This is a genomic window from Streptomyces sp. NPDC025638 (assembly GCF_055558775.1).
In genome coordinates this window covers 206,451-233,321 of record NZ_JBVHLX010000003.1, presented here as the reverse complement: position 1 = coordinate 233,321, position 26,871 = coordinate 206,451, and the positions used below count along the sequence as shown (strand labels likewise).

26 protein-coding genes and 1 pseudogene are annotated in these 26,871 nt (G+C 70.6%); 15 read left to right on the top strand and 12 right to left on the bottom strand.

What is annotated here, in order from left to right:
• Positions 1 to 30: 30 nt before the first annotated feature.
• From ACZ4EG_RS09120 to sbnA, 3 genes are read left to right on the top strand one after another with little or no spacing between them, the layout of a single operon-like run.
• Positions 31 to 1,035, top strand: coding sequence for a TauD/TfdA family dioxygenase (locus ACZ4EG_RS09120; protein WP_467790146.1), 1,005 nt, complete (start codon positions 31 to 33; stop codon positions 1,033 to 1,035).
• Complete coding sequence (sbnB, locus tag ACZ4EG_RS09115; RefSeq protein WP_467790145.1) at positions 1,032 to 2,102, top strand: 2,3-diaminopropionate biosynthesis protein SbnB; 1,071 nt, start codon at positions 1,032 to 1,034, stop codon at positions 2,100 to 2,102. The genes ACZ4EG_RS09120 and sbnB overlap by 4 nt, the downstream gene beginning before the upstream one ends.
• A gap of 37 nt (positions 2,103 to 2,139) precedes the next feature.
• Positions 2,140 to 3,162: a 2,3-diaminopropionate biosynthesis protein SbnA gene (gene sbnA, locus ACZ4EG_RS09110; RefSeq protein ID WP_467790144.1), complete on the top strand. Its 1,023-nt coding sequence runs from the start codon at positions 2,140 to 2,142 to the stop codon at positions 3,160 to 3,162.
• A gap of 12 nt (positions 3,163 to 3,174) precedes the next feature.
• On the opposite strand, the gene ACZ4EG_RS09105 is transcribed toward sbnA, so the two are convergent.
• From ACZ4EG_RS09105 to ACZ4EG_RS09085, 5 genes are all read right to left on the bottom strand, one after another.
• Positions 3,175 to 4,410, bottom strand: coding sequence for a vWA domain-containing protein (locus ACZ4EG_RS09105; protein ID WP_467790143.1), 1,236 nt, complete (start codon positions 4,408 to 4,410; stop codon positions 3,175 to 3,177).
• The gene (locus ACZ4EG_RS09100; protein WP_467790142.1) at positions 4,407 to 5,684 is read right to left on the bottom strand and encodes an AAA family ATPase; all 1,278 of its coding nucleotides are present in this window, start codon (positions 5,682 to 5,684) and stop codon (positions 4,407 to 4,409) included. Before ACZ4EG_RS09100 ends, ACZ4EG_RS09105 begins: the two co-directional genes overlap by 4 nt.
• Before the next feature lie 113 nt (positions 5,685 to 5,797).
• Positions 5,798 to 7,204 carry a hypothetical protein gene (locus ACZ4EG_RS09095; RefSeq protein WP_467790141.1) on the bottom strand — a complete coding sequence of 469 codons (1,407 nt, stop codon included), beginning with the start codon at positions 7,202 to 7,204 and terminating at the stop codon, positions 5,798 to 5,800.
• 161 nt (positions 7,205 to 7,365) lie between these two features.
• Positions 7,366 to 8,049, bottom strand: coding sequence for a DUF899 family protein (locus ACZ4EG_RS09090; protein ID WP_467790140.1), 684 nt, complete (start codon positions 8,047 to 8,049; stop codon positions 7,366 to 7,368).
• A gap of 68 nt (positions 8,050 to 8,117) precedes the next feature.
• Complete coding sequence (locus ACZ4EG_RS09085; protein ID WP_453546418.1) at positions 8,118 to 8,291, bottom strand: CsbD family protein; 174 nt, start codon at positions 8,289 to 8,291, stop codon at positions 8,118 to 8,120.
• Between the two features lie 216 nt (positions 8,292 to 8,507).
• On the opposite strand from ACZ4EG_RS09085, the gene ACZ4EG_RS09080 reads away from it, so the two are divergent.
• The gene (locus ACZ4EG_RS09080) at positions 8,508 to 9,515 is read left to right on the top strand and encodes a GlxA family transcriptional regulator (protein ID WP_467790139.1); all 1,008 of its coding nucleotides are present in this window, start codon (positions 8,508 to 8,510) and stop codon (positions 9,513 to 9,515) included.
• A gap of 20 nt (positions 9,516 to 9,535) precedes the next feature.
• Positions 9,536 to 11,188: a serine/threonine-protein kinase gene (locus ACZ4EG_RS09075; RefSeq protein WP_467790138.1), complete on the top strand. Its 1,653-nt coding sequence runs from the start codon at positions 9,536 to 9,538 to the stop codon at positions 11,186 to 11,188.
• A 24-nt stretch (positions 11,189 to 11,212) separates the two neighbouring features.
• On the opposite strand, the pseudogene ACZ4EG_RS09070 reads toward ACZ4EG_RS09075, so the two are convergent.
• Positions 11,213 to 13,134, bottom strand: a pseudogene (locus ACZ4EG_RS09070) (glycoside hydrolase family 5 protein).
• Positions 13,135 to 13,358: 224 nt separating this feature from the next.
• Here ACZ4EG_RS09070 and ACZ4EG_RS09065 point away from each other — a divergent pair.
• The 3 genes from ACZ4EG_RS09065 to ACZ4EG_RS09055 all read left to right on the top strand — a co-directional run bounded on the left by ACZ4EG_RS09065 (position 13,359) and on the right by ACZ4EG_RS09055 (position 15,110).
• Positions 13,359 to 14,432: an NAD(+)/NADH kinase gene (locus tag ACZ4EG_RS09065; RefSeq protein WP_467790137.1), complete on the top strand. Its 1,074-nt coding sequence runs from the start codon at positions 13,359 to 13,361 to the stop codon at positions 14,430 to 14,432.
• A gap of 119 nt (positions 14,433 to 14,551) precedes the next feature.
• A complete protein-coding gene (locus ACZ4EG_RS09060) occupies positions 14,552 to 14,866 on the top strand; it encodes a DUF6400 family protein (protein ID WP_453546429.1) in 315 nt (104 codons plus the stop codon).
• Entirely contained in the window at positions 14,853 to 15,110 is a 258-nt protein-coding gene (locus ACZ4EG_RS09055; RefSeq protein ID WP_390706050.1) for a hypothetical protein, read from the top strand. The genes ACZ4EG_RS09060 and ACZ4EG_RS09055 overlap by 14 nt, the downstream gene beginning before the upstream one ends.
• 83 nt (positions 15,111 to 15,193) lie before the next feature.
• Here ACZ4EG_RS09055 and bla read toward each other — a convergent pair whose 3' ends face one another.
• Positions 15,194 to 16,111: a class A beta-lactamase gene (bla, locus tag ACZ4EG_RS09050; protein ID WP_467790136.1), complete on the bottom strand. Its 918-nt coding sequence runs from the start codon at positions 16,109 to 16,111 to the stop codon at positions 15,194 to 15,196.
• Positions 16,112 to 16,192: 81 nt separating this feature from the next.
• On the opposite strand from bla, the gene ACZ4EG_RS09045 reads away from it, so the two are divergent.
• Positions 16,193 to 17,197, top strand: coding sequence for a LysR family transcriptional regulator (locus ACZ4EG_RS09045; RefSeq protein ID WP_467790135.1), 1,005 nt, complete (start codon positions 16,193 to 16,195; stop codon positions 17,195 to 17,197).
• Entirely contained in the window at positions 17,194 to 18,117 is a 924-nt protein-coding gene (locus ACZ4EG_RS09040) for a serine hydrolase (RefSeq protein ID WP_467790134.1), read from the top strand. The genes ACZ4EG_RS09045 and ACZ4EG_RS09040 overlap by 4 nt, the downstream gene beginning before the upstream one ends.
• Before the next feature lie 30 nt (positions 18,118 to 18,147).
• On the opposite strand, the gene ACZ4EG_RS09035 is transcribed toward ACZ4EG_RS09040, so the two are convergent.
• Positions 18,148 to 19,065 (bottom strand): SGNH/GDSL hydrolase family protein, encoded by a 918-nt coding sequence (locus ACZ4EG_RS09035; protein WP_467790133.1) that lies wholly within the window; start codon positions 19,063 to 19,065, stop codon positions 18,148 to 18,150.
• Positions 19,066 to 19,440: 375 nt separating this feature from the next.
• Here ACZ4EG_RS09035 and ACZ4EG_RS09030 point away from each other — a divergent pair, with 375 nt between their 5' ends.
• Both ACZ4EG_RS09030 and ACZ4EG_RS09025 read left to right on the top strand, forming a co-directional pair.
• On the top strand, positions 19,441 to 20,280 hold the full coding sequence (locus tag ACZ4EG_RS09030; RefSeq protein WP_467790132.1) for a chitosanase: 840 nt from the start codon (positions 19,441 to 19,443) through the stop codon (positions 20,278 to 20,280).
• 261 nt (positions 20,281 to 20,541) lie between these two features.
• Entirely contained in the window at positions 20,542 to 21,741 is a 1,200-nt protein-coding gene (locus ACZ4EG_RS09025) for an acyltransferase family protein (RefSeq protein WP_467790131.1), read from the top strand.
• A gap of 19 nt (positions 21,742 to 21,760) precedes the next feature.
• Here ACZ4EG_RS09025 and ACZ4EG_RS09020 read toward each other — a convergent pair whose 3' ends face one another.
• A complete protein-coding gene (locus ACZ4EG_RS09020; protein ID WP_467790130.1) occupies positions 21,761 to 21,967 on the bottom strand; it encodes a twin-arginine translocase TatA/TatE family subunit in 207 nt (68 codons plus the stop codon).
• A gap of 121 nt (positions 21,968 to 22,088) precedes the next feature.
• Here ACZ4EG_RS09020 and ACZ4EG_RS09015 point away from each other — a divergent pair, with 121 nt between their 5' ends.
• Together ACZ4EG_RS09015 and ACZ4EG_RS09010 are read left to right on the top strand one after the other, a co-directional pair.
• On the top strand, positions 22,089 to 22,616 hold the full coding sequence (locus ACZ4EG_RS09015) for an STM3941 family protein (RefSeq protein ID WP_467790129.1): 528 nt from the start codon (positions 22,089 to 22,091) through the stop codon (positions 22,614 to 22,616).
• A gap of 188 nt (positions 22,617 to 22,804) precedes the next feature.
• A complete protein-coding gene (locus tag ACZ4EG_RS09010; RefSeq protein WP_453546446.1) occupies positions 22,805 to 23,506 on the top strand; it encodes a nucleotidyltransferase domain-containing protein in 702 nt (233 codons plus the stop codon).
• A gap of 9 nt (positions 23,507 to 23,515) precedes the next feature.
• Here the strand turns inward: ACZ4EG_RS09010 and ACZ4EG_RS09005 are convergent, their stop codons facing one another.
• The 3 genes from ACZ4EG_RS09005 to ACZ4EG_RS08995 all read right to left on the bottom strand — a co-directional run bounded on the left by ACZ4EG_RS09005 (position 23,516) and on the right by ACZ4EG_RS08995 (position 25,535).
• Positions 23,516 to 23,884 carry an ArsR/SmtB family transcription factor gene (locus ACZ4EG_RS09005; RefSeq protein WP_453546449.1) on the bottom strand — a complete coding sequence of 123 codons (369 nt, stop codon included), beginning with the start codon at positions 23,882 to 23,884 and terminating at the stop codon, positions 23,516 to 23,518.
• Between the two features lie 195 nt (positions 23,885 to 24,079).
• Positions 24,080 to 24,454 (bottom strand): roadblock/LC7 domain-containing protein, encoded by a 375-nt coding sequence (locus ACZ4EG_RS09000; RefSeq protein WP_453546451.1) that lies wholly within the window; start codon positions 24,452 to 24,454, stop codon positions 24,080 to 24,082.
• Positions 24,455 to 24,665: 211 nt separating this feature from the next.
• Positions 24,666 to 25,535: a maleylpyruvate isomerase family mycothiol-dependent enzyme gene (locus ACZ4EG_RS08995; RefSeq protein WP_453546453.1), complete on the bottom strand. Its 870-nt coding sequence runs from the start codon at positions 25,533 to 25,535 to the stop codon at positions 24,666 to 24,668.
• A gap of 323 nt (positions 25,536 to 25,858) precedes the next feature.
• On the opposite strand from ACZ4EG_RS08995, the gene ACZ4EG_RS08990 reads away from it, so the two are divergent.
• Positions 25,859 to 26,782 (top strand): hypothetical protein, encoded by a 924-nt coding sequence (locus ACZ4EG_RS08990; protein ID WP_467790128.1) that lies wholly within the window; start codon positions 25,859 to 25,861, stop codon positions 26,780 to 26,782.
• Positions 26,783 to 26,871 lie beyond the last annotated feature (89 nt).

Here is a 26,871-nt window from a genome sequence, read left to right as displayed (position 1 = left end):
CCTCAGATGGGCAACCGAAGGGAAACCGAGATGTCGTCCTCACCGCTGGCCGCACCACTCGACGTGGAGCTGAAACCGGACAGACCTCCGATCCTGCACGTCGATTCCCCCGGCGACGCGGCGAGTTGGGCGGCCCAGTACCGCGAGGCGGTGCGCGCGCGGGTCACCGAGCACGGCGCACTGCTCGTCCGCGGCCTGGGACTGCGCGAGACGGATCAGGTCGGTGCCGTCTTCGCCGCCCTGTCGGGCGGTCTGATGACGGAGCGGGAAGCCTTCGCCCCCCGAGAGGCGTACGGCCCGGGGCTGTACTCCTCCTCGGCCTGGCCGGCCAACCAGCCGATGTGCATGCACCACGAGCTGAGCTACACCGTCGAGGTTCCCGGCCTGATGCTGTTCGCGTGTCTGACCGCGCCCGCCGAGGGCGGCGCGACCGCGGTGGCCGACGCCGAAGAGATGCTCCAGGCACTGCCCACCACACTGAGCGAGCGGTTCGAGCACGAGGGCTGGCTGCTCACCCGCAGCTACAACGACGAGATCGGGGCGTCCCTCGCGGAGTCCTTCGGCACCGACGACCCCGCCGCCGTCGAACGCTACTGCCGGGCCCACGCCATCGACTTCGCCTGGCAGCCCGACGGCTCACTGCGCACCCGGCAGCGCCGCAGCGCCGTGGTGCGGCACCCGGTCACCGGCCGGCGCTGCTGGTTCAACCAGATCGCCTTCCTCAACGAGTGGACGCTGGCCCCGGAGGTGCGCGAGTACCTCGTGGACGTCTACGGCGACGAGGGGCTGCCGTTCAACACCCGCTTCGGAGACGACACTCCGATCGGCGAGGACGTCGTCCAGCTCCTCAACTCCACCTATGAAGAGCACACCCGCCGCGAGCCCTGGCAGGCCGGTGACCTGATGCTCGTGGACAACATCCGCACCGCACACAGCAGAGAGCCCTACGGCGGAGAACGTCAGGTGCTGGTCGGCATGGCCGAGCCCTGCCGCCTGACCGACCGCGTCCCGACCCCGGAGGCAAGCCGGCGATGAGCAACACACTGTCACCCGCCACACGGCGGACCAAGCCCCACGCGGCCACGACGCCGACGTTCGCGGTGATCTCCGGCGCACAGGTGCAACAGGCACTCGCCGGCCGCGAGAAGGAGATCGTGGAGCTCGTCGAGGCCACCTACCGGCTGCACGGCGCCGGAGACTCGGTCAACCCCCCGTCGTACTTCCTGCGCTTCCCCGACCGGCCCACGTCGCGGATCATCGCGCTGCCCGCCTCCATCGGCGGCGAGGACCATGTGGACGGCCTGAAGTGGATCTCCAGCTTCCCGGACAATGTGACGGCGGGCCTGCCACGGGCCTCCGCGGTCCTCATCCTCAACGACCACGACACCGGATACCCGTTCGCCTGCCTGGAGAGCTCCATCATCAGCGCCACGCGAACCGCGGCATCCGCCGCACTGGCAGCCGACTGGCTCAGCCGCAACCGGCCCCGCCCCACCCGTATCGGATTCTTCGGTACGGGCCTGATCGCCCGTTACATCCACACCTTCCTGGCCGGCACCGGCTGGTCGTTCGACAGGATCGGCGTGTACGACGTGTCCGCCGACAGCGCCGCCGGCTTCACCGGCTATCTGCGACAGGCCGACACCACGGCACAGGTCCAGGTCCACGACACCGCCGAGGATCTGATCCGCTCCAGCGACCTGGTGGTCTTCGCCACCGTCGCCGGCGAGCCCCATGTCACCGACCAGGCCTGGTTCGCGCACCACCCGCTGGTCCTGCATGTGTCCCTGCGCGACCTCGCCCCGGAGATCCTGCTCGCCTCGGCCAACATCGTCGACGACGTCGAACACTGCCTGAAGGCGGACACCTCACCGCATCTGGCCGAACAGCTCACCGGCAGCCGCGACTTCCTCGACGGCACCCTCGACGACGTCATGTGCGCACGGCACATCCTGCCGACCGACCGGACGGTGATCTTCTCGCCCTTCGGACTCGGCGTCCTCGACCTCGCCGTCGGCAAGTACGTCTACGACGAGGTGGCCAGGGCGGGACAACTCCGCCTCATCGACAACTTCTTCCACGACCTGCGCCGGTACGGCTGAAACCCCACTTCGTCGGCCCTGGCACCAGGAGGCCCAAGTGCCCGTCATATCCGCGCCGCAAGCCTTCAACGAAGGCGGGCTCTACGTCGACCTCGAGTCGATCCTCGGGGTGCGTTTCTACCTGAAGTGCGAGGGCTTCAACTTCGCCGGCTCCATCAAGCTGAAGGCCGCGAACGAGATGGTGGAGAGCGCCGAGCGTGAGGGAATCCTGACGCCCGACTCGATCCTCGTCGAGTCCTCGTCGGGAAACCTGGGAGTGGCGCTCAGCATGATCGCCGCGAGCAAGGGATACCGGTTCCTGTGCGTGACGGACTCCCGCTGCAACCTGTCCACCCGGCTGCTGATGGAGGCGCTGGGCAGCGAGGTGCACATCGTGGCCGACCTCGACTCCAACGGCGGCTTCCTCGGCAAACGGATCGACTACGTCCGTTCGCTGTGCGCGTCCGACGACCGGTACGTGTGGCTCAGTCAGTACACCAACCCCGGCAACTGGCGGGCGCACTTCCGCACCACCGCCCCGGAGATCGCCACTCAGTTCCCGCAGCTCGACGTGCTGTTCATCGGGGCGGGCACCACCGGGACCCTGATGGGCTGCGCCCGCTACTTCCGGCGGTGGCACCGCCCGGTGCGGATCGTCGCCGTCGACAGCGTGGGCTCGGTGGCCTTCGGCGGGGAGCCGGGCCGCCGGATGATTCCCGGCCTGGGCATGAGCATGCGCCCACCGCTGCTGAACGAGGCGTACGTGGACGAGGTGATCCGGGTCGAGGAGGCCGACACCATCCGTATGTGCCACCGGCTGGCCCGGCGCGGGTTCCTGTTCGGCGGCTCCACGGGAACGGTGGTGAGCGGCGCGTTCGACTGGCTGACCCGGCACGACACCCGGGACATCACCGCGGTGGCCATCGCGCCGGACCTCGGCGAGCGCTATCTCGACACCATCTACCAGATCAACTGGCTCCAGGACCTGTACGGGGACGACATCCTCGACTACGAGGCCCTGACCGCCTCCCGCAAGGCCAAGACGGCCTCACGGGAGTCGGCACGCCGACGCAGACCCTAGGCCGTCGTGAACTCACCCGATGTCGACCACCCGTGCCCACGCGGGTGGTCGGTCCGGGACGTAGTCGGGATCGTCCTGGTCCCACGACGGCCGGGTGCGAGGGAACAGGCCCACCACGGTCCGGCACGGTGGACGTGTGGCCGGCCACGGGGTCTGTCCGTCGGTGAGGGCCACGATGACATCCGGCTGTGGCCGGGTGCGCAGGGCCCGGGCGAAGCCCGTGCGCAGATCCGTGCCGCCACCGCCCATCAGCGGTATGCCCTCACCACGGCACAGCGGGTGCACGATCCGGGCCGACGCGTCGCACGGCAACACGGTGACCAGGTCACGGCGGCCGCCCACGGCACGGGAGATCGCGGTGACCTCCAGGAGCGCACTGCCCAGTTCGGCGTCGCTGACCGACCCGGACGTGTCGATGACCACGCAGACCCGGGGCGGCATGCGCCTCAGGCTCGGGAGCACCGTGCCGGGCACCGAGGCCGAGCGCCGTGACAGCCGGCCGTACGAGTAGTCCTCGCCCGCGCCGGAGCCGGACGCCGCCGAGCGGACCGCGGCTCCCAGCAACTCCCGCCACGGCTGCGGCGGATGGAACGCCTCCTCCGCCCAGCGCCGCCACCCCTTCGGGGCGTTCCCGGGACGGCCGTTGATGCCCTGCGCCACCCGGAACCGGACGCCGTCCCGCTCCTGCTCGCTCAGCCCGTGCGCGCCGTCCGGACCCAGGTCCCACTCCCGGTCCAGCCCGTCGGCACCGCTGCCGCAGTCCAGCCAGGAGAGGTTCTCCAGCCACGGCCCGAGCCGGAACAGACGCAGATAGTCCTCCATGAGCTCCCCCTCGGGCAGCCCCATCGACTCCGGCCGGACAGCGCCCTCGGGCCGGACCAGCCCATGACCGAACACATCGTCGTTGATCTCCAGATCCGCGGCGATGTTCATCCGCAGGCGTTCCCCAGGACCGGTCAGCCCGCGCTGCCGGGCGACCCTGTCACTGCGCCCGTGGTGGTCGCGCAGCAGATGTGACACCTCGTGCACCCAGACCCCGGCCAGTTCCTCCACCGGCATCCGGTCCACGAACACCGGTGAGACATAGCACCGCCAGTACCGGTCGACGGCCATCGTCGGTACCTGCCGCGACTCGACGGGGTGCAGGGCGAACAGCGCAGTCGCCAGGTAGGGCCGGACGCGGGCGGCGTGCAGCCGGGCGGCGAAGAGCTTGTCGAAGTCCAGTGTCCCCGGCGCGTCCGTCGTCATCGGCCTGCCTCCGAGGTGAGCGCGGCGGCCCGGGCCGTGGCGTGGTCCGCACGTTGCGACAGCGACACCACTGAGGCGAGCCGCTCGATCGATTCCGGTACGTCCCAGTCCTCCTGCCGCAGCGAGGCGAGGGTGGTCGCGGGGACGACCACCAGGTCCGCGGCTCCCGTCTCCAGCGCCTGGACCAGCAGGGCCCACGCCGCGTCCCAGCGGGACTTCTCGGGGCGGTTGCGGACCGCCTCCACCACACCTTCGAGTGCGGCCTGGCGCCGGTCCCCGCGCTCGGGCAGTTCGGCACCCGCCGGGTCGGCGAGCAGGACCTCGGGATCCGGAAGGTCCATCCGGTCCAGACAGGCCAGCAGCTCCAGCCCCGGACCGTCCCCCACCGTGCCCCTGACCAGCAGCGAAAGCACCTCTCTGGAGGAGCCTGCCGCGGTCGCGAAGGCGATCAGACACACCGTCATGTCCCAGCTGCGGGGCGACGGCCATGCGCCGCCCCGGCGCGTCTCGCTGCTGGGCAGCCGGTGCACAAGAGCGGGCCGGGTGGACAGGAGACCGCACACCGCACGGCGGGCCAGGTCGACGGCCTCGGGCAGCCTCCGCGGATCGAGCCGGGGCAGGGTCGCCCGGGGCCAGGTCCCGCCGAGGCCGCGCACCACGACCTCATGGTCGTGGGTCCACTGCAGATGCACGAACCGGTTGGCCAGCGGGGGGCTCAGTTCCCAGCCGTCGGCCGCCGAGGACCGCGGATTGGCGGCGGCCACGATCCGGACCCCGGGCGGCAGTCGCAGGGCGCCGATCCGGCGTTCGAGCACGAGACGCAGCAGGGCGGCCTGAACGGCCGGTGGCGCGGTGGACAGCTCGTCCAGGAACAGCAGCCCCCGGCCGGCCCGGACCAGTCGTACCGCCCAGTCCGGCGGGGCCATCGGGACACCCTGTTCCGCGGGGTCGTCCCCGACGATGGGCAGCCCCGAGAAGTCGGACGGCTCGTGCACGCTGGCGATCACCGTGGTCAGGGGCAGGTCCAGGGCCTCGGCGAGCTGGGTCAGGGCGGCGGTCTTGCCGATGCCCGGCTCACCCCACAGCAGCACGGGCAGGTCGGCGGCCACGGCCAGCGTCAGGGCCTCCAGCTGGCTGTCGGGGCGCGGTTCGGTCGTGGTGTCCCGCAGCAGCGCCAACAAGTCGCCGGCGACGTCGAGTTGGGAGGTGCGGACCGGGTCGGAGAGTGAGCAGGAGGGGGAGTCGGCCATGGCGAACGGGCTGTATGCAGGCATGTTTGATCACCTTTGGGTGTGTGGTGAGACGGGTGGGTGAGGGGAGTCAGGAATCCGGAGTCAGGAGTCCGGAGTCCGGAGTCCCCCGGGTCGGCGAGTGGCGGCGTGCGGGGTCAGCGAGCGATGGCGTGGCGCGGATGCGCGCGGCGGCCACCGGGACGGCGCCCTTGCGGGCGGAGGCGGTCGGGCCCCGGTCCGATCAGGCCGGCCCTGAACAGCCCGTAGGTGATCCGCCGTTGAGCGGCCGCCTCCAGTTCGTCGCGCAGAGCGCCACTGCGCAGCACTGCGTCGGGGCCCAGCAGCCCCTCGACGACAGCCAGCGCGCCGGCGGTGTCGCCGTGGTCCAGGCGTTCACGCACGCCTGTGAGACAGTCCGGATGACGGTGCGCCTCGTCGATGGCCCGCAGGCACGGGAGCGGAGTGCCGGTCAGCGCGGCCAGCAACTCCTCCCGCCGGACCTCGGCGGGATCGTGGTCCAACGCGGCCAGGACGCCGTCGACCAGACCGATCCGGTGCCGGGCTCCCCGGCACTCCACGATGCGCGGCTGTCCCGCCGGGTCAGTTCCCCGGGGCGGACGCACCGGTGAACGGCCCGGCACCAGTGCCGAGGTGACCAGCGGGTGCAGCTGATCGACCTCGATCAGACCCGTACCGAGCAGTTCGAGGTCGGGCGGCACCCAGGTCGCCGCGTCGGGCAGCACCGGCAGCCCAAAGTCACCGCCACGCGCGGACGCCCCCGCGATCCGCAGACCGGGCGGCCCGACGCCGCACCCGTCCGCGACCAGGTCCAGGGTCAGCCGATGCCGGCCGCCCAGTCGTACGGTCACGCCGCAGTCGGCCGGACGCCCCTCGTCGTGCAGCAGGATTCCCGCCTCGGCCGCCCACCGGTGGACGGCACAACTGCGGTCCTGCGGCAGCATCTCCAGCAGATCGGGGCCCACGCCGGGAGAACCGTCCACGGGCAGCCCGTCGAACCCGGACCGGACCCTCAACTCATCGGTTCTGCGCGCGTCCCACAGATGGCGGTGCAGGTCGAGGCGGAACCGTGCGCTGGGATGGGGGTGCGGATGGCGGCGGGCGCTCGGCTCACTGTGGGACCCGTCCCACAGCGCGAGGCTGATCCGCTGCCCGGCATCCGCCCAGGCCGGGGGAGTTCGGGCCACGAGGTGCACCGGGTACGGGCCTTCGCGCCCCGCAGCGTCGTACCGGGCCAGCGCGACGGTCAGACCGGGGCGCAGCAGCCCGTCGGGAGCGATCCTCGGCATGTGCCAGCGCAACAGGTCCGGCGCCAGATGCCGTAGATCGGCCCGGAGTCGGGCCATGAGCTCCCGGCCGTGCGAGCGTGACACGGAACGCAGGTTGAGATCGACGTCGATGCCCGCGGCGGCACAGGCTCCGGCCCAGTCCCCGGCCTGGCGGCGGGCGGTCGCGGTCTCGATCATGGAGGGCGGCACGGCGAACTCGCGCACGCGCAGCCAGAAGGAAGTACGGGCATCCCCGTTCGCGGTCTGGGTGAGCATCAGCACTCACCTTGCGCGGACGGGACCCCCGATCTGTCAACAGAGTGAGTGGTCATCGCGGCGAGCATAGCGCCGTCATGGCGATCTGTCAGGCGCGTTGTGTGTGCGGGGACGACAGGGCCGGAACTCACGGTGGCCCGGCCCCAACCCGCCGGCCGGCGTCAATAGGCCAGTCGCGGGTACCAGTCACCGCGGCCGGCCGGTGTCAGATCGAGGAGGTGCCAGACGGGGGCGAGCAGGTCGATGCCGCGTTCGGCGATGTCCTCGGCCATGCGGGGATGGGCGGAGTAGCGGTGCCGGACCGTGCCGTCGTCGTCGCGTGTGAAGACGGAGACCGTGGAGTCCTGCGCACCGTCCTCGTCCTCGCTGCCGAGGTCGTACTTGAAGGCGCTGTCCCCGCAGCTCAGCAGGCGCAGCCGGGACCAGCCGCGGTTGCGGGCGTGCTGCCGGAGGGCGGGCAGGTCGGCGGCCGCGGCTATGGCGAAGTCGGCGTTCTGGGTCACGTGGTGGGCGACGCCGCTGAAGCCGTCGATCCACAGGGTGCACATCGGGCACGGCTCGGTCTGCAGCTTGCCGTACATGAGGTGGTAGACGATCAGCGCCCGGTCCGGGGAGGTGAACAACCCGCTCAACGTGACCTCGCGGACAGGTGTGTCGCCCGCGTCGAGATCGGCCGGGCCCTCGAGGAAGACGTAATCCTCGACGGCCGGCCCCTGGGGGAGTGCCCGCCGTCGGGCCGCGACCTCCTCGCGCTGACGCATGAGGTCGATCTCGGCGCGGCGGAGTTCCTCGCGGGCGGCGAGATAGTCGTCGGACTCACCGGACAGTCGGGTCTGCCGCAACATCGCTTCCTCCTGGAATGGCCGACCCCCCAGGGCCATTCCAGTCTATTGCGGCTGTCGAGTTTCCCCGGTCAGTGGCGGAAGATGTCCTTGGTCTTTTCCTTCGCCTGGCGGGCATCGCCCTTGGCCTGCTTCATGCGGCCTTCCGCCTCCATGCTCTCGTTGCCCACAGCGCGTCCGGCGGCCTCCTTGACCTTGCCCTTGGCCTGCTCGGCCTTGGCCTTCGCCTTCTGGTTGCCAGCCATTGGTTTCACTCCCAACGTCTCATCGGCGCGTGGTCCGCTTATTCGACTCTCCGCTGCAGGGCGGTTCAAACACAGGAATCAGAATTGCGGGCAAGATAAATCGGCTGGAAAGTTGAATTATTCATTTCTCCCGTCTGCCCCCCGCCGGTCAGCCCTCGGCCCGCCGCGAACGGATGCCCACCTGGCGCGATCAGCGCCATCCGATAGGATCGGGCCATGCGCAGCAGCGACCGTGCCTCCGGCTTCCGTCCGCATCGCGTCGTGGTCCTCGCCCTCGACGGCCTGCTCCCCTTCGAGCTGGGCATCCCGCACCGGATCTTCGGGCGCCCCAAGGACGCGCAGGGGCGGCACCTGTACGAGGTGATCACCTGTTCCATCCGGCCGCCCGGTCCGGTCCAGACCGACGCCGACTTCGCCATCCAGGTGGGGCACGGTCCGGAGGTCCTGGCCACGGCCGACACGGTCGTCGTCCCGGCCTCGTACGAACTGGGGCCGGTCTTCGACGAGGGCGTACTGACCGCCGAGCTGGCCGCCGCGCTCGCCCACATCCGCCCCGGCACCCGGCTCGCCGCGATCTGCACCGGCGGGTACGTCCTCGCGGCGGCCGGCTACCTCGACGGCCGCCCGGCGACCACGCACTGGGCGGATGCCGACCGCTTCCAGCGGATGTTCCCGCAGGTGAAGGTGGACGCCGACGTCCTGTTCATCGACGACGGCGACGTCCTGACCTCCGCGGGGGTCGCCGCCGGCATCGACCTGTGCCTGCACATCGTGCGCCGCGACCATGGCACCGCCGTCGCCAACGACGTCGCCCGCCGCACCGTCGTACCGCCCCACCGCGACGGCGGTCAGGCGCAGTACATCCACCGCCCGGTGCCGGACCCGCAAGTGGCCACCACGACCGCCGCCCGCGCCTGGGCGCTCGGCCGGCTCCACGAGCCGATCCAGCTGCGGGACATGGCCGAGCAGGAGTCCATGTCCGTACGCACCTTCACCCGCCGCTTCCGTGAGGAGGTCGGCGTCAGCCCCGGCCAGTGGCTCACCCAGCAGCGCGTCGAACGCGCCCGGCATCTGCTGGAGTCCAGCGACCTCTCCGTCGACCAGGTGGCCCGGGACGCGGGCTTCGGCACCGCCCAGTCGATGCGCCAGCATCTGCAGGCGGCGCTCGGTGTCACGCCCACCGCGTACCGGCGCACGTTCCGTGTCACGGCCAAGGCGGCGTGACACGGGCTATTCTCCTCGGCATGAGTGAGGGGGACAGCGGCAGACGCATCGTCGACGGCCGCTTCGAACTGCAGGTCAGGCTCGGTGGCGGCGGTATGGGCACGGTGTGGCGCGCCCACGACCTGCTGCTGCACCGCAGCGTGGCCGTCAAGGAAGTACGGCCACAGGATCCCGGTCTCGCCGAGTACGACCCGGAGGCCGCGCGGATGCTGCGGGAGCGGGTCCTGCGCGAGGCCCGCGCGCTCGCCAGGGTCGAGCACCCGAACGTCGTGACCATCCACCACATCGTCGACGGCGGCGGGGACTCGTACCCCTGGATCGTCATGGAACTGGTCGAGGGCGGCTCGCTCGCCGACCGGCTCGACCAAGGCGCCATGACCCCCGCGGAGGCGGCCCGCATCGGCCAGGGCGTCCTGTCGGCGCTGCGCGCGGCGCACGCCGCCGGCGTCCAGCACCGCGACGTGAAGCCCGCCAACGTCCTGCTGCGCCGCGACGGCCGCCCGGTCCTCACCGACTTCGGCATCGCCGCGGTGCGCGAGTCGACCACGCTCACGGCCACCGGGGCACTGATCGGCACCCCCGACTACATGGCACCCGAGCGCATCTCGGGCCAACCGGGCGGCCCCGAGGCGGACCTGTGGTCCCTGGCGATGATGCTGTACGTGGCGGTCGAGGGCCACCATCCGCTGCGCAAGGCCACGACACTGGCCACGCTGGCCGCCGTGCTCTACGACGAGGTACCGCCTCCCACTCACGCCGGCCCCCTGACCGCCGTACTCAATGCCCTCTTGGTGCGCGACCCCGCGGCAAGGCCGGACGGCGAGACCGTCGAGCGCATGCTCGCCGCCGCGGCCCGACCCGCCCCCGAGCAGGCGCCCATCTCGTACCCGCTCGCACCACCGACGCCGACGCCGACGCCGCCTCCGCCGTACGGTCCGGCGACTTTTGGGCCCCCTCCGGGCATGCCCACGGCGGATGTCGCACTTTCCCCGGCCGAGAAGACCGGCAGGCGGCAACGGCGGATACGGAGCGTCGTCATCGTCGGTTCGGTCGTCGCCGCGATCGTGGCCGGCAGCCTGATCCGGGGGCAGCTGGCCGATGGCAACCACGACGACGCGTCGGACTCTCCCCGCGTCACCGGCACGCCGGCCGGAGCCACCTCCCATGCGACCGCGGCGACGACGAGCCCGGCGGAACACCAGACACCCGGCAAGGCGAAGAACTTGCTCACCCCCGACGGCATCCGCACCGCACTGAAGGCCATCGAGGACGAGACGGGCCGCCACTCCTACGGCGACCTCACTGTCTATCCCGAATACGTCTCCGCGGAAGTGATGGTCGCGGGCAGTCGGACCCAGTACGACACCTACACCTACCGCACCGACGGGGGCGTGGAGAAGGGCATCATCAGCAGTTCCCTGATGGGCGGCGACCAGCCGGTGAGCCTGAGGAACTTCAACTGGGACGCCCTGCCGTCCCTGCTCGCCCAAGCGGAGAAGAAACTGAACGTCGACAAGCCCACGACCCGGTATCTCGTGCTCAATCAGCCGAACACGATCTTCAACAGCCCGGCGGGCATGGCAGTCTACATCAGCAACGATTACAACCAGAGCGGCTATCTGCAAGCCTCGCCGCAGGGCAAAGTGACCAAGACGATGCCCTACGACGGCTGACCGCCACACCCGTCACTTGCACAACTACGAACGCAGCGGCGAGCACAGCAGAGCGGCCGGACCCTGGGAGCTGCCGAAGCGGGTGGTGAAGGCGATGCCTGCGGTGTACTCGTCTGCGGCGCACTGGCCCTTGTAGTTGCCGTAGGCGAAGTCGCCGCCTGCGGCATCGGAGGGGCGGTTGTCAAAGCGGTCGAACCAGACCGTACGACCCGTGCGGCCCAGCGCAGTGCCGGCGGGTGCGCACAGGGCCGCCGACACACGCTCACCGCGTCGGCTGTAGCCGATGACGAACTGCCCGGCCGGGCACTGGAGTTTGGTGTAGCCGCCGGCCCAGTCGCCGCCCGTGGGAACGTACCGTTCGTCGGTGACGACCGTCTGGGCGTTGCCCGCGGCGCGCAGTTCACCGGCGGTCGCGTCGGTGCACAGGCCGCGGCCGGCGGTGTGACTGAGGCCGATGAGCCGGAGGCCGTCGGGGCACGCGGCCTTGTAGGCCCCGGAGTCCCAGTCGCCGCCGGCCCGCACGCGCAGGGACTGCACCTGGTCGCCGTGGTCGGTGGTGAGCATGCGCCAGGTGGCGGTGGGGGCGATGTACCCGGTGCGGGAAGCCGAGGTCATGAGATGGTTCCAGGCGGTGCCGCGCCAGTCGCCCCGGTCGAGGATGCCGTACCGGCGCCCCGCGCTGTCGTAGCGCAGCAGGGCCCAGTCGTCGTGGCCCTCCCAGCCGACCAGGGGCCAGTAGGCGAAGTCGGTGTCGTGGTCGGCGAAGTAGTCGGTGATGTTGCCGAACCAGGTGCGGGCCGCGGTGCCCGTCTCACTGGCTCCGATCCCGAACTCGCTGATCCACACGGGCGCGGTGTGGTGCTGTCCCTCGGTGGTGACGAAGAAGGCCTGATCGGCGAGGACTTGGTACAGCTGGTCGCGGGTCAGGTCCTGGTAGCGGGCATCGTGGGTCTCGCCGATTCCGGTCGCGCCGCTGTGCCGGGGGCCGGTGTAGCCGTAGAAGTGGGCGGAGTAGACCAGCTTGTGGGTGTCCACGAGGGTGTGCGAGAGCGTGCGTACGGGTGTGAGGGTGGGCGGTCGTGCGGCAGTCCGTCGACGGGCACACCGGTCCAGTTGATGCCTTCGACGATGATGAGCAGGTTCGGGTTGCCCTCGGTGAGGATGCGGTCCCCGGCGAGTTGGGCCGCGGCGAACCAGTCGTGTCCGTCGCCCGAGCCCCAGTTGGGGTCGTCCCAGACGTCACGCCGTACTTCGTTGTAGAGATCCGCGCCCACGACACGGGAGTTGGCGGCATACCGGTGGGCCATGAAGACCCAGTCGTCGGCCCACTGCTGGGTGGACTGACTGCTGTTCCAACGCTCGTTGCCGTCGATGCCACAGCACCAACGGGACGTGTTGGTGTGGTTGTTGAGGACGACCGCGAACCCGTTCTGGGTGAGAGCGGCCACGACGGCGTCGTACACCTGCAGCGGTGTCTTGCCGCGCAGCTGCGGATTGGCCGTGACGGCGGTGTCCGGGACGGGCGTCGTCGAGTGGATCATCTCGTTGGAGAACGGAAGCCGGATGCTGTTGATGCCGAGCGTGTGGAAGTCGGCGAGCAGCGCGGGCAGGGACGTACGGTCCAGGCCGAGAGGTATGCCGTAGGAGTTCTGTCCGGCGTGGTGGTTGGCCGGATCGGTGACGCTGCCGCTTCCGGTCCAGGAGCCCTGGGCGCCGTCCCAGTTGGCCGACCGCAGCCGGAAGCGGTTGCCCTGGGCGTCGACGATGTAGCGGCCTCGGGTGGAGAGCGGCGGCTGCCAGGTGTCGGCCACCGGGATCGAGGCTTGGGAGACGGTCCGGGTTGCGGCCGGCTCCGGGGTGGCGGCGAGGGCCGTCGGGGCGGTGGCGAGGAGAGTGAGCACCGTGACGGTTGCTGTCAGGTACTGGACAAGTCTGAAGGTCGGCATCCGGTCCTCTGCGGGCGGGCGGTGGGGAGACTGACGAGTCGCCACCAGAGTAGGGATGGAAAGCGGTTCGGGTCGACGTAGGTTGCCGTCGACATGCTGTTCCCCGGTGGGTACGCGAGCGCATGCCCGTGAGACTCCCGCCCCCAGCGGCGTGGCACTCACCGCGGTACACCTGCTTCCAGTCAGGATTACTGGCCGTTCCGCTGGGTTGTCTGGAGGAAGATATGACGGTGAATCGGCTCGGCCTGGTCGTCCACAGCGGGCGTCCGGAAGCCGTGGAGGCCGCACGGATCGTACGCGCGTGGTGTGCCGAGCACGACGTGCCGTGTACGGACATCGACGTGTGGCGCGACGGCGGCAGGCACAGTACGCGTGACGAACTCGACTCCGCGGGCGACCCGGACCTCATCGTCACACTGGGGGGCGACGGCACGTTCCTGCGCGGCGCCCGGCTGGCCGCCGCGAACGACTCCCTGGTTCTGGGCTTCGACCTGGGACGGGTGGGCTTCCTCACGGAGGCCCCCGTGGCAGCGGTGCGTTCGGCTCTGGACGCCGTGCGGGAGGGGCGGCACCAGGTCGAGAAGCGCATGCTGCTCACGATGCGCGCGTCGTGCCGCCTCGAAGTGCCCTCGGACGTGGAGGGGCTGTTGCAGTACGGCCGCGGCCCGCTGCTGCCGCCACCGAGTGTGCGCCCCGAGTGCGAGGCCGACAGGGACTGGGGCATCCCCCTTCATGTCACGGCGCTCAACGACGTCGTCGTCGAGAAGCTGTCGCGGGACCGGCAGGTCTCGGTCGGCGTCTACATCTCCGGCAGGCTCCTGGCGTCCTACTCCGCCGACGCGCTGCTGGTCGCCACACCCACGGGCTCGACCGCCTACAGCTTCGCCGCCGGCGGCCCGGTCGTGTCGCCCCGCTCGGAGGCGCTGATCTTCACACCGGTCGCTCCGCACATGACCTTCAACCGGTCGGTCGTCACGGCCCCCGACGAGCCCATCGGACTGCGTGTGCTCGAACGCTCCGGCCGGGCGGCGGTCAGTGTGGACGGCCAGGTGCGTGGCGTGCTCGATCCGGGGGACTGGATCGGGGTGTACGCCGCGCCGCAGAGACTGCGGGCCGTACGGCTCGGGCCGATGGACTTCTACGGCCGTCTGCGCGAGCGGATGAACCTGACCGACGCCCCCGCCGCCGTGGCCGACGGGACCGCCGCTCCGCTGTGGTCGGTCACCACCCCTCCGCCCGGCGACCTCGCCCACCTCGAATTCCTGAGGGGATCGGACGATCCGTCCCGGGTCCCCTAGGTACGGCCCACGGCTAGGTACGGCCCACGGCTAGGTACGGCCTACGGCTGGGCGGACGGGCTGTGACTTCCCCCACCTGTCCTTGCCGCAGGCCAGGGGGCCTACCTAGGTTCGGTGACATGTCCTCCCACGGCCCCACCCATCCTGTCGATCCGGACGAACCCGACGCAGTGCGCGGGAACGGCACCGGACGGCCGGACACCTCCGCGCCGGTCGACTTCTCCGTCGACCTCGGCGCCCACGAGGTGCTGCGGCGGGCCCATGTTCTGGACGCCCTCGGCCCCGACTGGGATCCCGTCGCCGTGCTCCAGGACGAGGAGGCGGCCTACGACCTGCTGTACTCCGGCCTCAGCGAGGAACAGCGGCAGGTCTACGACGACCTGGTCGCGGCCGGTGTGCTGCCGAGGAGGGGAGACGGCAGTGCTGCCGCTTGACCCCCAGGCCGACATCGGGCGCCGCGCCTGGGTGAGCTGCCCGAACTGCGACGACAGCCAGGGGTGCGACACCTGCGAGCAGCGCCGCACCTGCTCCGAGCACTGGCGGTATCTGCTCCGTAACACCGGCAGTCTGCTCCATCTGCAGTGCCCGTCGTGCGGCCACATCTGGGAGCACGAGACCGGCTTCGGCGCGACCCGCTCCCGCTGGGAGCGCATCACCAGCGGCCTGCGCCGGCAGTGATCGGCGGCCGCGCCGCGTAGGACTCGGCATCACGTACGGCGTCCGCGCGGACTCCTGGCGTAAGCACGTCCGGCAGTGACGCCTCACTCACCCGGCGCGAGCGCGTGCGCGAGAATCCGGGCCGCGGACTCGATCAGTGCGTTGTCCACGGGCGCGTCCCGGGTGGACTTCGACGACAGCACGGCCAGCACGACCGGTGTGCGCCGCGTGGTCCAGGCGACGCCGATGTCGTTCGCGGTCGCATAGTCACCGGTGCCTGTCTTGTCCGCGACGACCCAGTCGCCGGGCAGGCCCGCGCGGAACCGCCCGCCGCTGGTGGTGTTGCCCTTCAGCCAGGTGACCAGTCGCTCGCGATCGGCGTCGGCCAGGGCCCGGCCCAGCGTCAGTCGTTCGATGCATCCGCCGATCGCCGCCGGTGTGGTGGTGTCGCGGAGATCACCGGGCACGGCCGTGTTCAGGTCGGTCTCCCAGCGGTCGAGGCGGCTCACCCGGTCGCCGATCGAGCGGAAGAACCCGGTGAGCCCGGCCGGTCCGCCGATCTCGCGCAGCAGCAGGTTTCCCGCCGTGTTGTCGCTGTACTGGATCGCGGCCGCGCACAGGTCGGCCACCGACATGCCGGTTTCGACGTGCGCCTCGGTCCTCGGGGAGTTCGGCAGGAGGTCCGCGGGCGGGTAGTGGATCACTTTGTCCAGCGCTGAGCAGTGGCCATGAGCGCGCAGGACCGCCGCGGCGGCGACCGCCTTGAACGTCGAGCACATCGGGAACCGCTCCCGCGCCCGATGGGACACCACCTGCCCGGTGCGGACGTTACGGGCGTACACGCCGAGGCGAGCGGCGTAGCGCCGTTCGAGATCACGCAACTCGCCTTCGGCACTGCGCAGTTGGGGCGACGTCTGCGCCGAGGCCGACGACGTCGTGACAACAGGGGTGAGTACGGCGGCGGAGGCGGCGAGGCCGGCCTTGAACAGGCCGCGGCGCGGCATGGATGCGGAAGTGGTCATGTGCAGAGGTAAACAGCAGAACCTCACTCATGTCCAAGAGTGAACTTTGAACGCACCATAACCAATTGATATGACTGCTGGATGGACCTGCTCGCACACCTTGAGGCGTACGTCGCGGTCGTCGACGAGTCGAGCTTCTCGCGCGCGGCCGACCGGCTCGGGATCGCCCAGCCGCTCCTCAGCCGGCGTATCAAGACGCTTGAGGCGCACTTCGGCGGCTCGCTGTTCGACCGTTCACGGCGTCGGATCACGACCACCGAGTTCGGCGTACTCCTGCTGCCGTACGCCCAGGACGTGCTGGACCGGGCCCAGCGGCTGCGGCACGTCGCGCGGTCGGCCCGCGAGGTGGCGGCAGGCGCGGTCGGAGTGCCTGCAAACTGCGGTCCGGCGGCACTGGCGCGCGTCATGCGGGCGGGCGCCGAACACGGCACCACGCTGCGCGTGCACGAGCTGCCACCGGAGGAGCGGCTGGCGGGTCTGGCCGACGGATCGCTGACGTACGCACTGCTGCGCGTACCCCCGGAGCACGCCGCGCTCCGCGTGCCCCTCGGTCTGGCCTCCGCGCCGCCCGACGGGCCGGACGGTACCCGCACCGGACCGGTCGAGGGCGGCGGGCAGCGGCCTCGTCCGCGCGCGGTCCATCTTGAGGACCTGCGGCCCGCACGGGGCCGACTCCGGCGGCCGGCCGCCGTTCCGATCCTCACCATGGTGGAGGACCAGGTGCCCTACGCACAGGACCGGCTGACCCGTGCGGCCGCGCGGGCCGGGCTGCCCGAGGGGCTGATCCGTCCGGCCGGCCTCACGGCGACGGCGCCGGCCGAGACCCTGGCCGGACGGGTGACCCTGCTCTGCGCGGAGCCCTACGCGCGGCTGCACGGGGCGAGTTGGGCACCGCTCGCTGACGCGTTGCTGCACCGGGGATACGACTTCGGCGCCACACGGCGTCAGGAGGGCGTGACGAGCGTGCCGGACTGGCTGGTCACGTTGCTGGCGGCCGCCGTCGGAGCCGCGCGGAACACCCCGGCCGCGCAGCCGCCCGGGACGGCGCCCCGGGACGCCTCCGCACGGCTGGCGGCGCACGGATGAGCCCCCGCCCGAGCCATGTCGCGAGCGATGGCGCCCTGCTGGACGTCGCCGAGGCGATCGCCGCGGACTGGGCGGCCCTCGGAGTCCACGGCTCGTTCCTCGCCCGCGGCATCGACACCGGCGAGCAGCTCGGCTTCGACGTCGACGAACCCGTGCCCCTGGCCTCGGTGGTGAAGGTCCCGCTCGCCCTCGTGGCGCTGGACCGGATCGCGAGCGGGGAACTCGACCCGGCACGGCCGGTGACCGTCGAGCCGGACACGAGCAGTGTCGGTGCCACCGGGCTGGCCGCGTTCCGGCACCCGGCCACCGTCGCCGTCGACGACCTCCTCTTCCTCATGCTCTCGGTGAGCGACAACGCCGCTGCCGACGCGCTGCTGGACCTCCTGCCGGTGGAGGACATCGATGCCCGTCTGCGCACCTGGGGGTGCTCCGGCGTCCGGGTGCGCCACCGGCTCAACCGCATGTACGAATGCGCCGCCGGCGCGGCGGGCAATGACTTCTCGCTCGCCCTCGAACTGGCCATCCGTGACGACCGCTCGGGGCGTCACTCCATCGAGACGCTGGATCCGGCCCACGCCAACCTCGGCACCGCGGCGGCGCTCGTCGATCTCCTGGAGCGCGTGTGGCGGGACGAGATCGCGCACCCCGACGCCACGTCCGAACTGCGCAGACTCATGGGCCTGCAGGTCTTCACCCAGCGGCTCGCGAGCGAACTGCGCGCGGACACGCTCCGGGTGAGCGGCAAGACCGGAACCTTCCTCCACCTCAGGCATGAGATCGGCGTCGTGGAGGCCGACTCCGGTGACCGGGTGGCGCTGGCCGCGCTCACCCGCTCCGACCGCCGGGCCAAGCTGGCGCCGGACGTCGACCTGGCGATCGGAATCGGCGCACGGCAGGCCTTCGAGGCGCTACGCCGCTGAAGCGCGTCGCTGCTTGGCCAACCGGTCCGCTCAGTCGCGTCCGCGTCCCTTCCCCAGGCGTTCCAGTACCGCACCCGCCATGGCCTGCTCACCCTTGGCGTTGGGGTGTGCGGGGGCCGCGGGCGAGGCCGGCTGCAGCGGTTCGATCCAGCGGTCGGCCGGGGCCTTGCACATGTCGTGGTCGCGCGTGGGCGCGTAGGTGTCGACGTACTCCGCGTGGTTCCAGGCGGCGACCAGGCGCAGCATGACGTTCAGGCGCTTCTCGGTGTCCCGCAGATAGGGGAAGTCCTTCGACGCGAACGGCACCGAGGGGTAGCAGCCGGTGCCGTCGTCGGGCAGGAGGTCCGGGTAGCCGACGACGAGCACCCGGGCGTGCGGCGCCCTGGCGTGCACGGCGCGCAGCACACGGTCGACCTTCGGCGCGGTCTGGACGATGTTGAGCGTCAACTGGTCGATCCCGGACGAGGCGTAGTAGCGCTCGCAGGGGTTTCCCGACAGGTCCTGGGCGGCGAGCCGGGCGCAGGTCTGGATGATGGAACCGAAGCCGACGTCGTTGCCGCCGATCTGGACCGTCACCAGGTCGGTGTCCCGCCCCACCACGTCGAGTTGGGGACCGTTGGTGCCCTGCGGCTTCCACATCTCCTCGGTGGTCGCACCGGCGCAGCTCACGTCCTTGAACGCGGACACACCGCGCTGCGCCGCCACGAGCGAGGGGTAATTGTGGTCGGAACGGGCGCAGTTGGCGTCCACCTGCTGCGGTATGAGCGGGCCCGAGCTGTAGGAGTCCCCGAGCGACACGTACTGCGTGTCGTGGCCGCGTCCCGCGTCGTGCGCGGAGGCCGGTACGGCGGAAGCGGCGACGAGTGTGCAGCCGCCGAGCGCCGCCCCCACCGCGACCGGCCATCGCCGGCGTCTCGCCGCTTCTTCCGGCTTCGTGTCGTTCAGCATCGAAGACCCCCCTGAGCACGGAACTTCGCGCGCAGCCGCCACCAGGAGCGGCTCTCGCGCGTTCGACCAGGCTTGTATACCGTTCGGTATGTCCCGGGGGCCAGAGGTCGGAACCGAGTAACAGACCGGACAGGGGCGAAGGGCAACTGGGCGCCGACGTGTTCAGGTTGCTGCCCGCTCCCGCTCCTCGCCGCCCGCCGTGTCGCCGCGCGGGCCGTCCGGGCGAGCCGACTCGCCCCTTGAGTCACGACTTCGGCTTGTTCGATGCTACGAACTTCCGCCATAGGGCTTCCGATGGGGCGTCTAATAGGAAACCTTCCTATCAGTAGGCTAGAGGGGACAACGTCCCACCCCCCACTTCCAGTTGGAGCCCCCATGGTGCAACTCGACGATCATGCAGCATCCCCGTCCGGCCCCTCCCGCCGGACCTTCGTCGCCCTGACCGGCGCCGTGGCCCTCGGCGGTTTCCTGGCCGCGCAGCACGCCACGGCGGCGCAGGCGGCCGCCCCGGGCCTCGACGACCCGGCGAAGAAGGAAATCGCCATGAAGCTCGTGTCGAGCGCGGAGAACTCCTCGCTCGACTGGAAGGCGCAGTACAAGTACATCGAGGACATCGGCGACGGACGCGGCTACACCGCCGGCATCATCGGCTTCTGTTCCGGCACCGGCGACATGCTCGACCTCGTACAGCTCTACGCCGACCGCAAGCCCGGCAACGTCCTCGCCAAGTACCTGCCCGCCCTGCGCCGCGTCAACGGCAGCGACTCGCACGACGGACTCGACCCCAACTTCCCCAGGGACTGGCGCAAGGCCGCACAGGACTCTGCGTTCCAGCAGGCGCAGAACGACGAGCGCGACCGCGTCTACTTCAACCCCGCGGTGCGGCAGGGCAAGGCGGACGGACTGCGGGCGCTCGGCCAGTTCACGTACTACGACGCCATCGTCATGCATGGCGACGGCAGCGACCCCACGAGCTTCAGCAGCATCCGCAAGCGGGCGCTGCGCCGGGCGAAGCCGCCGGCGCAGGGCGGCGACGAGACGACGTACCTCAACGCCTTCCTCGACGCCCGGGTGTGGGCCATGAAGCAGGAGGAGGCCCACAGCGACACCAGTCGGGTCGACACCGAGCAGCGCGTCTTCCTGCGCAAGGGCAACTTCGACCTGAACACGCCGCTGGACTGGAAGGTCTACGGCGACAGTTATCACATCGGCTGATCGCAGGGGCGCGAGGGCAACACGAGGCGCCGGGACGGCCCGACCGAAGTCGGACCGTCCCGGCGCCTCGCGCTGCTCCGCGGCGTTGCCCAGGCTCCCGCTCGGTCAGCCATTCGGGTGTGTTCCCCGCCGTGGAGCGTGTGAGGTCGACGATGTTCTTCGTCACAGGTGTGATGTTTGTTAAAACGCCGGAATGAAAGGGGGCGAATGGGCAACGTTCCCTTTCATGCCCCAAACGAACCTCCCCCGGCAGGTGACACGATGACGACGGCGACCAGGGTGCCGAGGCCACCGTCCACCAACGCCACCGCAGCCGACCCCACGACTTCTCAGGCCGCCGCGATGCCCTCGCTGCCGTCGCTGACCGGACTGCGGTGGGTGGCCGCGCTGCTGGTCTTCGGACTGCATGTGCGCAACTTCGGCTACTTCGGAGGCGACGGCGGCCGGATCGTGACATGGGGACTGGGGGCCGGCGCCGTCGGCGTCTCGTTCTTCTTCGTTCTGTCCGGGTTCGTACTGACTTGGTCCGCGCGGCCGAACGACCGCGCCCTCGCCTTCTGGCGGCGCCGCATCGCCCGTATCTACCCGGTCCATCTGGCCACCGCCGCGATCGCGCTGCTGATGGCGTACACGCTGGCCCGCCAGCCGAAGCCGACGCTGCCCCAGGCCCTGGCCAACGTCCTGCTGGTGCATTCCTGGTGGCGTCCGTGGTGGCAGACGCTGGACCCGGTCAGCTGGTCGCTGGCCTGCGAGGCGTTCTTCTACGCCGCCTTCCCGCTGCTGGCACTCCTGCTGCGCCGCCTCGGCCCCAGGGGACTGACGGCTCTGGTCGGGATCTCGGCGCTTTCGGTCCTCGTGCTGGCCTGGGCGGAGGCGCACCACTGGGCGGACCAGCCGATCAGCTCCTTCCCCGCCGCCCGGCTGCCCGAGTTCGTCCTCGGCGCCGCCTCGGCCAGGCTGGTGCTGCTGGGCCGGTGGCGCGGCCCAGGCCTGGAAGCCTCCCTGGCCCTCGCCATCATCGGCTACTTCTTCGTCCCTCAGGTCACCGCCGGATACCCCGCCACCGCGTGTACCCTCACCGGCTTCGCCCTGCTCATCCCGGCGGCCGCCGTGGCGGACCTGCGCGGCCTTCCCTCCCTGTGGCGTGGCCGGCGGATGGTCCGGCTCGGTGAACTCTCGTTCGCCTTCTACATGGCCCACCTGCTGGTGCTGCGCGCCGCCACCAGCGTGCTCGGCAAGTACCCGCACTTCGGCGTGGCGGCGGGTCTGGCCGTCACCGCCGCCCTGTTCACGGTGTCCCTCGTCCTGTCGTGGGTCCTGTACGAGGCGGTGGAGCGTCCCGCGAGGCGACTGCTCCTCCGCAAGCGCCGCTCCGCCAAGCCCCAGCCGACGCCACCCGCCGCGGCGAAGCCCGCGCCGCTCAGCAGGTGCACCGAGGACGCACAGCGGACCGACGGCTGAACCGACGAGTTCGGCCCGCTCAGGAGCGGGACGGGTCATCGCGGTCGACGACGGTGCCCGGGATGACCTTCCCCGGGCCGGTGTCCTCGTCCTTCAGTGCCCGCGCCTCGCTCTTGAAGATGCGGGCCGCCTTGCCGGCCGACCGCGTCAGCTCGGGGAGTTTCTTGATCCCCAGGACCACGACGACCACCAGGAGGATCAGGGCCAGCTCGCTCAAGCCGAACATCAGGTTGCTTCCTTCCGTAATCTACAGTGCTGTAGAAGTGTCTCCCGCGAGGCGATCACTCAACAAGCCCTCGCGGGAATCCAGCCCCGGCCGGCGGTCATCGACTGTCTAAAGTGACCGCGTGACCAACGAACCCGCCGATCCGCCCAGAACCGCCTACCCGTCCTCCATACGTCGCACCGCGCTCGTCGCCCTCGGCTCGATCGTGTTCGTGGTGCTGTGCGCATGGGCCCTGCTCGGCCATTCCAGCATCAAGGCCGTCCTCGCGGGCGCGGTGGGCGTGCCGTTCTTCGGTCTGTGCGCCGCCGTCGCGATCGGCCGTCTCGTACGACGGCGGCCCGAGCTGGTCATCACCGGCGAGGGCGTGACCCATGCGATGCTGGGCTCGATCAGCTGGACGGAGATCGCCGCGGTCGGGATCCGGGAGATCAAGGTCAGTTCAAGGCCCCAGCGCATGATCGAGCTGATCCTCCACGACCCGGGCGCCTATCTGGCACGCGCACCACGCATGGCTCGCATCACCGGCAAGGCCAACCTGCGCCTGGGCTACAGCCCGGCGACCATCTCCGCGACCACGCTCCCGGTCGGTGTGGACGAGGTGCTGGCGGCCATGCGCCATCACCACCCCGAGTTGAACATCGGCCGCTAGGACGACGAGCCCCGCCGATTACATGGGTTACATGGGCGCTCATGCTGCAGGGCGTGTATGCGTCGGATGGGTCAGCGGCCGTCGGTGAATATCCGGGTGACCGCCGCCCCCCACGTCATGACAATGGAGCCCACGCACCAGGCTCACTGCGCAAGTACAAGGGCGCAAGCACAGGAAGGCGGCCGTCCGTGACCGTCCCGAACGTCCTCCTGTCCGGGATCGTCGGTTCCACCGCGTACGGACTCGCTCACGAGGGCTCCGACGTCGACCGCCTCGGCGTCTTCGCCGTACCCACCGCGGAACTGCACGGTCTGCACCGGCCGAAGGAGTCCCACGTCACCACCAAGCCCGACCGCACCCTGCACGAGGCCGCCAAGTGGTGCCGCCTCGCCCTCGGCGGCAATCCGACCGCGATGGAACTGGTGTGGCTTCCGGACGAGTTGTACGAGGTGCGGACGCCGTTCGGGGACGAGCTGATCGGCATACGGTCCTCGCTGCTGTGCGCCAAGCGCGTCAGGGACGCCTATCTCGGCTATGCCACACAGCAGTTCCGGCGCCTGGAGGCCCGCGGCGACGGATCGTTCTCCGCGGACACCCGCAAGCGCACCGCCAAGCACGCCCGGCACCTGAAGCGGCTGTGCCACCAGGGCCTGGAGCTGTACGCCACCGGCCGGCTGACCATCCGGGTCGAGGACCCGCAGGAGTACCACGACTTCGGCGAGCGCGTGGCCGCCGACGCGTCCGCCGCTCTGCCCGTGCTCCGGGCCTACCAGGCCGCGTTCGACGAGACGACCAGCGTGCTCCCGGAGCAACCGGACGAGGCGGCCGCCGAAGCGTGGCTGCGCCGCGTGCGGGGCCACCTGTATGCCGAGGCGCCGACGCGGGGATGACCTCGGCCGTCACCTGTGACTGCTGGTGGTGCTCGCGGGCGGTGGGGACGAGGGAGCCTGTTGCAGCGCGGCCAGCAACTCGTTCCGGCCGACGAGCAGTTCCGTGAGGATGCGGCGGGCGGCGGCCAGCAGTTCGGCGACGTCACCGCCGGCCAGTGCGTAGAGGACCGTGGAGCCCTCCCGGGTGGACACGACGATCCCTGATCGTCTCAGCACCGCCAACTGCTGCGAAAGGCTGGACGGTTCGATCTCGATGTCCGCCAGCAGATCCCGTACGGGGACGGGGCCGTGCTGCAGCAGCTCCAGGACCCTGATGCGCACCGGGTGACCGAGCATGCGGAAGAACTCCGCCTTGGCCTGGTAGAGGGGGACTTGCACGCGTTCGCTCCCTGCCGGGTCGGAGTGGTCGCCAGGATGCGGCGGCACCGCGAAGGTGCCGCCGCTCGATCCGGCTTCATGAGTCGATCCTTGTCGCCCGCGACCGTGCGCATCCACGAGTTGGGGTCATGCTGATCTCGTGACTTGAAGAAATCTTCACGTTCTGGGCATGCGTGTGCCCGGGCATACGACCGCTCAGACCTCGATCTGTTCCTCCACCCGCTTCAGCTGGTGCCGGGCCATGGCCAGATTGGACCGGGACTTGTCGAGCACGAGATAGAGGAAGAGCCCATTGCCGTTGCGCCCGCTGACCAGGCGGATCAGGTGGTACTGCCCCTCAAGTGTGATCAGGATGTCCTGAATGTCGCCCTTCAGGCCCAGCTGCTCCATCGTGCGCACTTTCGCGCGGATGACATCCGTGTTGCCCGCCGAGGCGATGTTCAGGTCGAGGTCCTTGTTCCCGCCCAGAGTGCCCAGCGCCATGCCGCTGGTGTAGTCGACGACCGCTGCCCCGAGCGCCCCCTCGACCGAGGCCATGATCTCCTTTAAGGACACTTCGACATTCGCCATCGTGCCTCCCCTTGGTTGTCGGCTGCGGCGGCGCGGCGCGTTGCCGTCCCGCCCGGTGGTTGCACCGTAGACATGCATATGCAGCCCGATGGGGGCGTCTCCGGGACTGACGGCCGATGCCTGATAGATCACATAAGACGACTGATCTTGAATCGAGGGGCGATCGACTTCGATTGACTCGAAGCGGCGACCGACGGTGTCACGCCAGGGGTCAGGGCGCGGTGAACAGGTTCGGGAAGCGTGGCGCGAGCCAGGGCTTGCGCCCCCAGGCGACGATCTGCCCCCGCGCGATGGCAGGCCACGGGCTGCGCCGGCCCAGCGCGATGAGCAGGAAGGCGACGGGCTCGATGAGGATGGTGCAGTCCGGGCGCTCCTGCGGCTCCGGGGTCACCAGCACGGTGCCGTCCGCCAGGGTCACGCCGAACGCCGTACCGCCCCTGAGTCGCACGGTGTAGCGCGCGGTGAGACCGGCCGTGGCGGCCGCGTCGGCCACGCGCGGCATGACCGAGAGCATGAACGGCATGCACAGCCCGGCACGGTCCGGGTCGATCATGTGCGGGCGCTTCACCGCGCGAGCGAGGTCGTAGCCGTGGCCCAGCATGTGGGTGAGCAGGTAGGACGCGAGAAGGGGTCTGGTCAGGGGGCCGAGCGGCGTGACGAGCGGTGTGTCGTCGGCGGTCCCGTCGGCGGCGGCCCGCGCCACGGCGGCCAGGAAGGCGTCGGCCTGCTCGGTGATCACCGCCGCCAGTGGCTCCGCCCGGCGCTCCCCGTAGGCGGCGAGGGACTGTTCATTGGCGGCGGCCAGGCTCTGGGGTGTGCCGTCGCCGTAGGGGCGCTCGCGCCCTGCCGCGAGGTCGGCCATCAGCTCATTGGCCAGTGCCAGATGGGCGGCCGCCTCGCCGAGGGTCCACTCGGATCCCGGTACGGGGACGGTCGTGTCGGGCGCGCCCCGCACCAGCGCGGCGATGTCTCCTGCGGTCTCGCGTATCGCCTGCCCGAGCCCTTCGGGCAAGGGCTCCCTGATGTCCTGCCGTACCGTCGGACGCACGCCGCACGCTCCCGTTCTGCCTGCCGCGCCCATCGCGCGCCGGGGTACCCAATCAGACTCGGCGCCCCGCGACAAGCCTCGGCACACGGCTTCGCGGGGCGGGCCCCGGCGCAGGCCAGGGGGCGGCTGCCCGCCTGCCCTGGTGCGCCGAAGGGGCCCTTTGCGCGACTTGATGTGCCGAACGGGTGAAGAATTGACGGGAGTTGTGAAAGGCGGCAAGAATTCGCTTACTTCGCTGGGCCTGAAGCGAGCGAAGTGACGCGAGTGACTCGGTCGTCCACGCCTTCATGGCGTCTGCCCGTGTCGCCGCTCGCGGTCCACCACCTCCCACACCTTCACCTTCACAGAGGCTCATCTTGTCGCGTTCGCATCAATCGAGAACTCTGGCTGCTCTCGTAGCAACCGCTTTCACCAGCGCGATCGTCCCCCTGGCCGCGGCCGGTGCCGCAAGCGCCACGACGGCCGCCGAATGCCAGTCCGCCACCGTCCAGTACCGCATCGTCGACGCCGACGGAAAGACCGTCGGCGCGGACTGGACCTCGCAGGGCGGGTTCCACCAGTGGGACAGCGCTCCCGGAACCGTGGAGGTCCGGCTCGCCCCGGCCCAGAGCGTGGGCGACGGCTGCAAGTACCCCGTCTCCCTCGCCGAATACACCACCGAGGGCTCGAACTGGTACACCTCCGGTCACCAGACCCTGGTCGACAAGGCCACCGTCTACCTCACCGCCGCCGACGTGGCCGGCTCGGACGACGCGAAGCGGACCTGGCAGCAGCTGTCCGTGCAGTCGCCCGACTGCTACGGCCAGATCGACCTGTACGGCGACGACGTCTCGTACGACGGCAAGACCGGCGAGGGCCATGGCCCCGTTCCCTACCAGCCGGACAACGTCATCACCCCCTATCACCTGATAGCCGCGTGGAACGGCGGGGACAAGGCGTGCACGCCCGGCACCCCTGACTCGCCCACCCCCACACCGTCCGAGCCGACCCCCTCCACGCCCGCGACCCCGACCTCGCCCGCGGACAGTACGCCGCCGAGCGACGCGACCACTCCGCCGACCACCCCCAAGCCCTCCACCACGCCTCCGACGACGCCGGACGTGCCCCCGCTCCAGTCGACACCGCCCACCACCCCGAAGCCGTCGCCCAGCGACAGCAAGCCGCCCCTGGCCGAGACGGGCGCGAGCGCCCCGGTCGGCCTGATCGCGGGCGGCGCCGCCCTGGTGATCGTCGCCGGAGCCGGAGCGGTCTACATGACCAGCCGCACGCGTCGCTCATGATCCGGGGCCACGGGATCGTCCTCGTGCTCTGACGCACCCCGCCGGCTCCGCCTCCGTACCGGTCCGGAGGCGGAGCCGGCGCCGTCGGG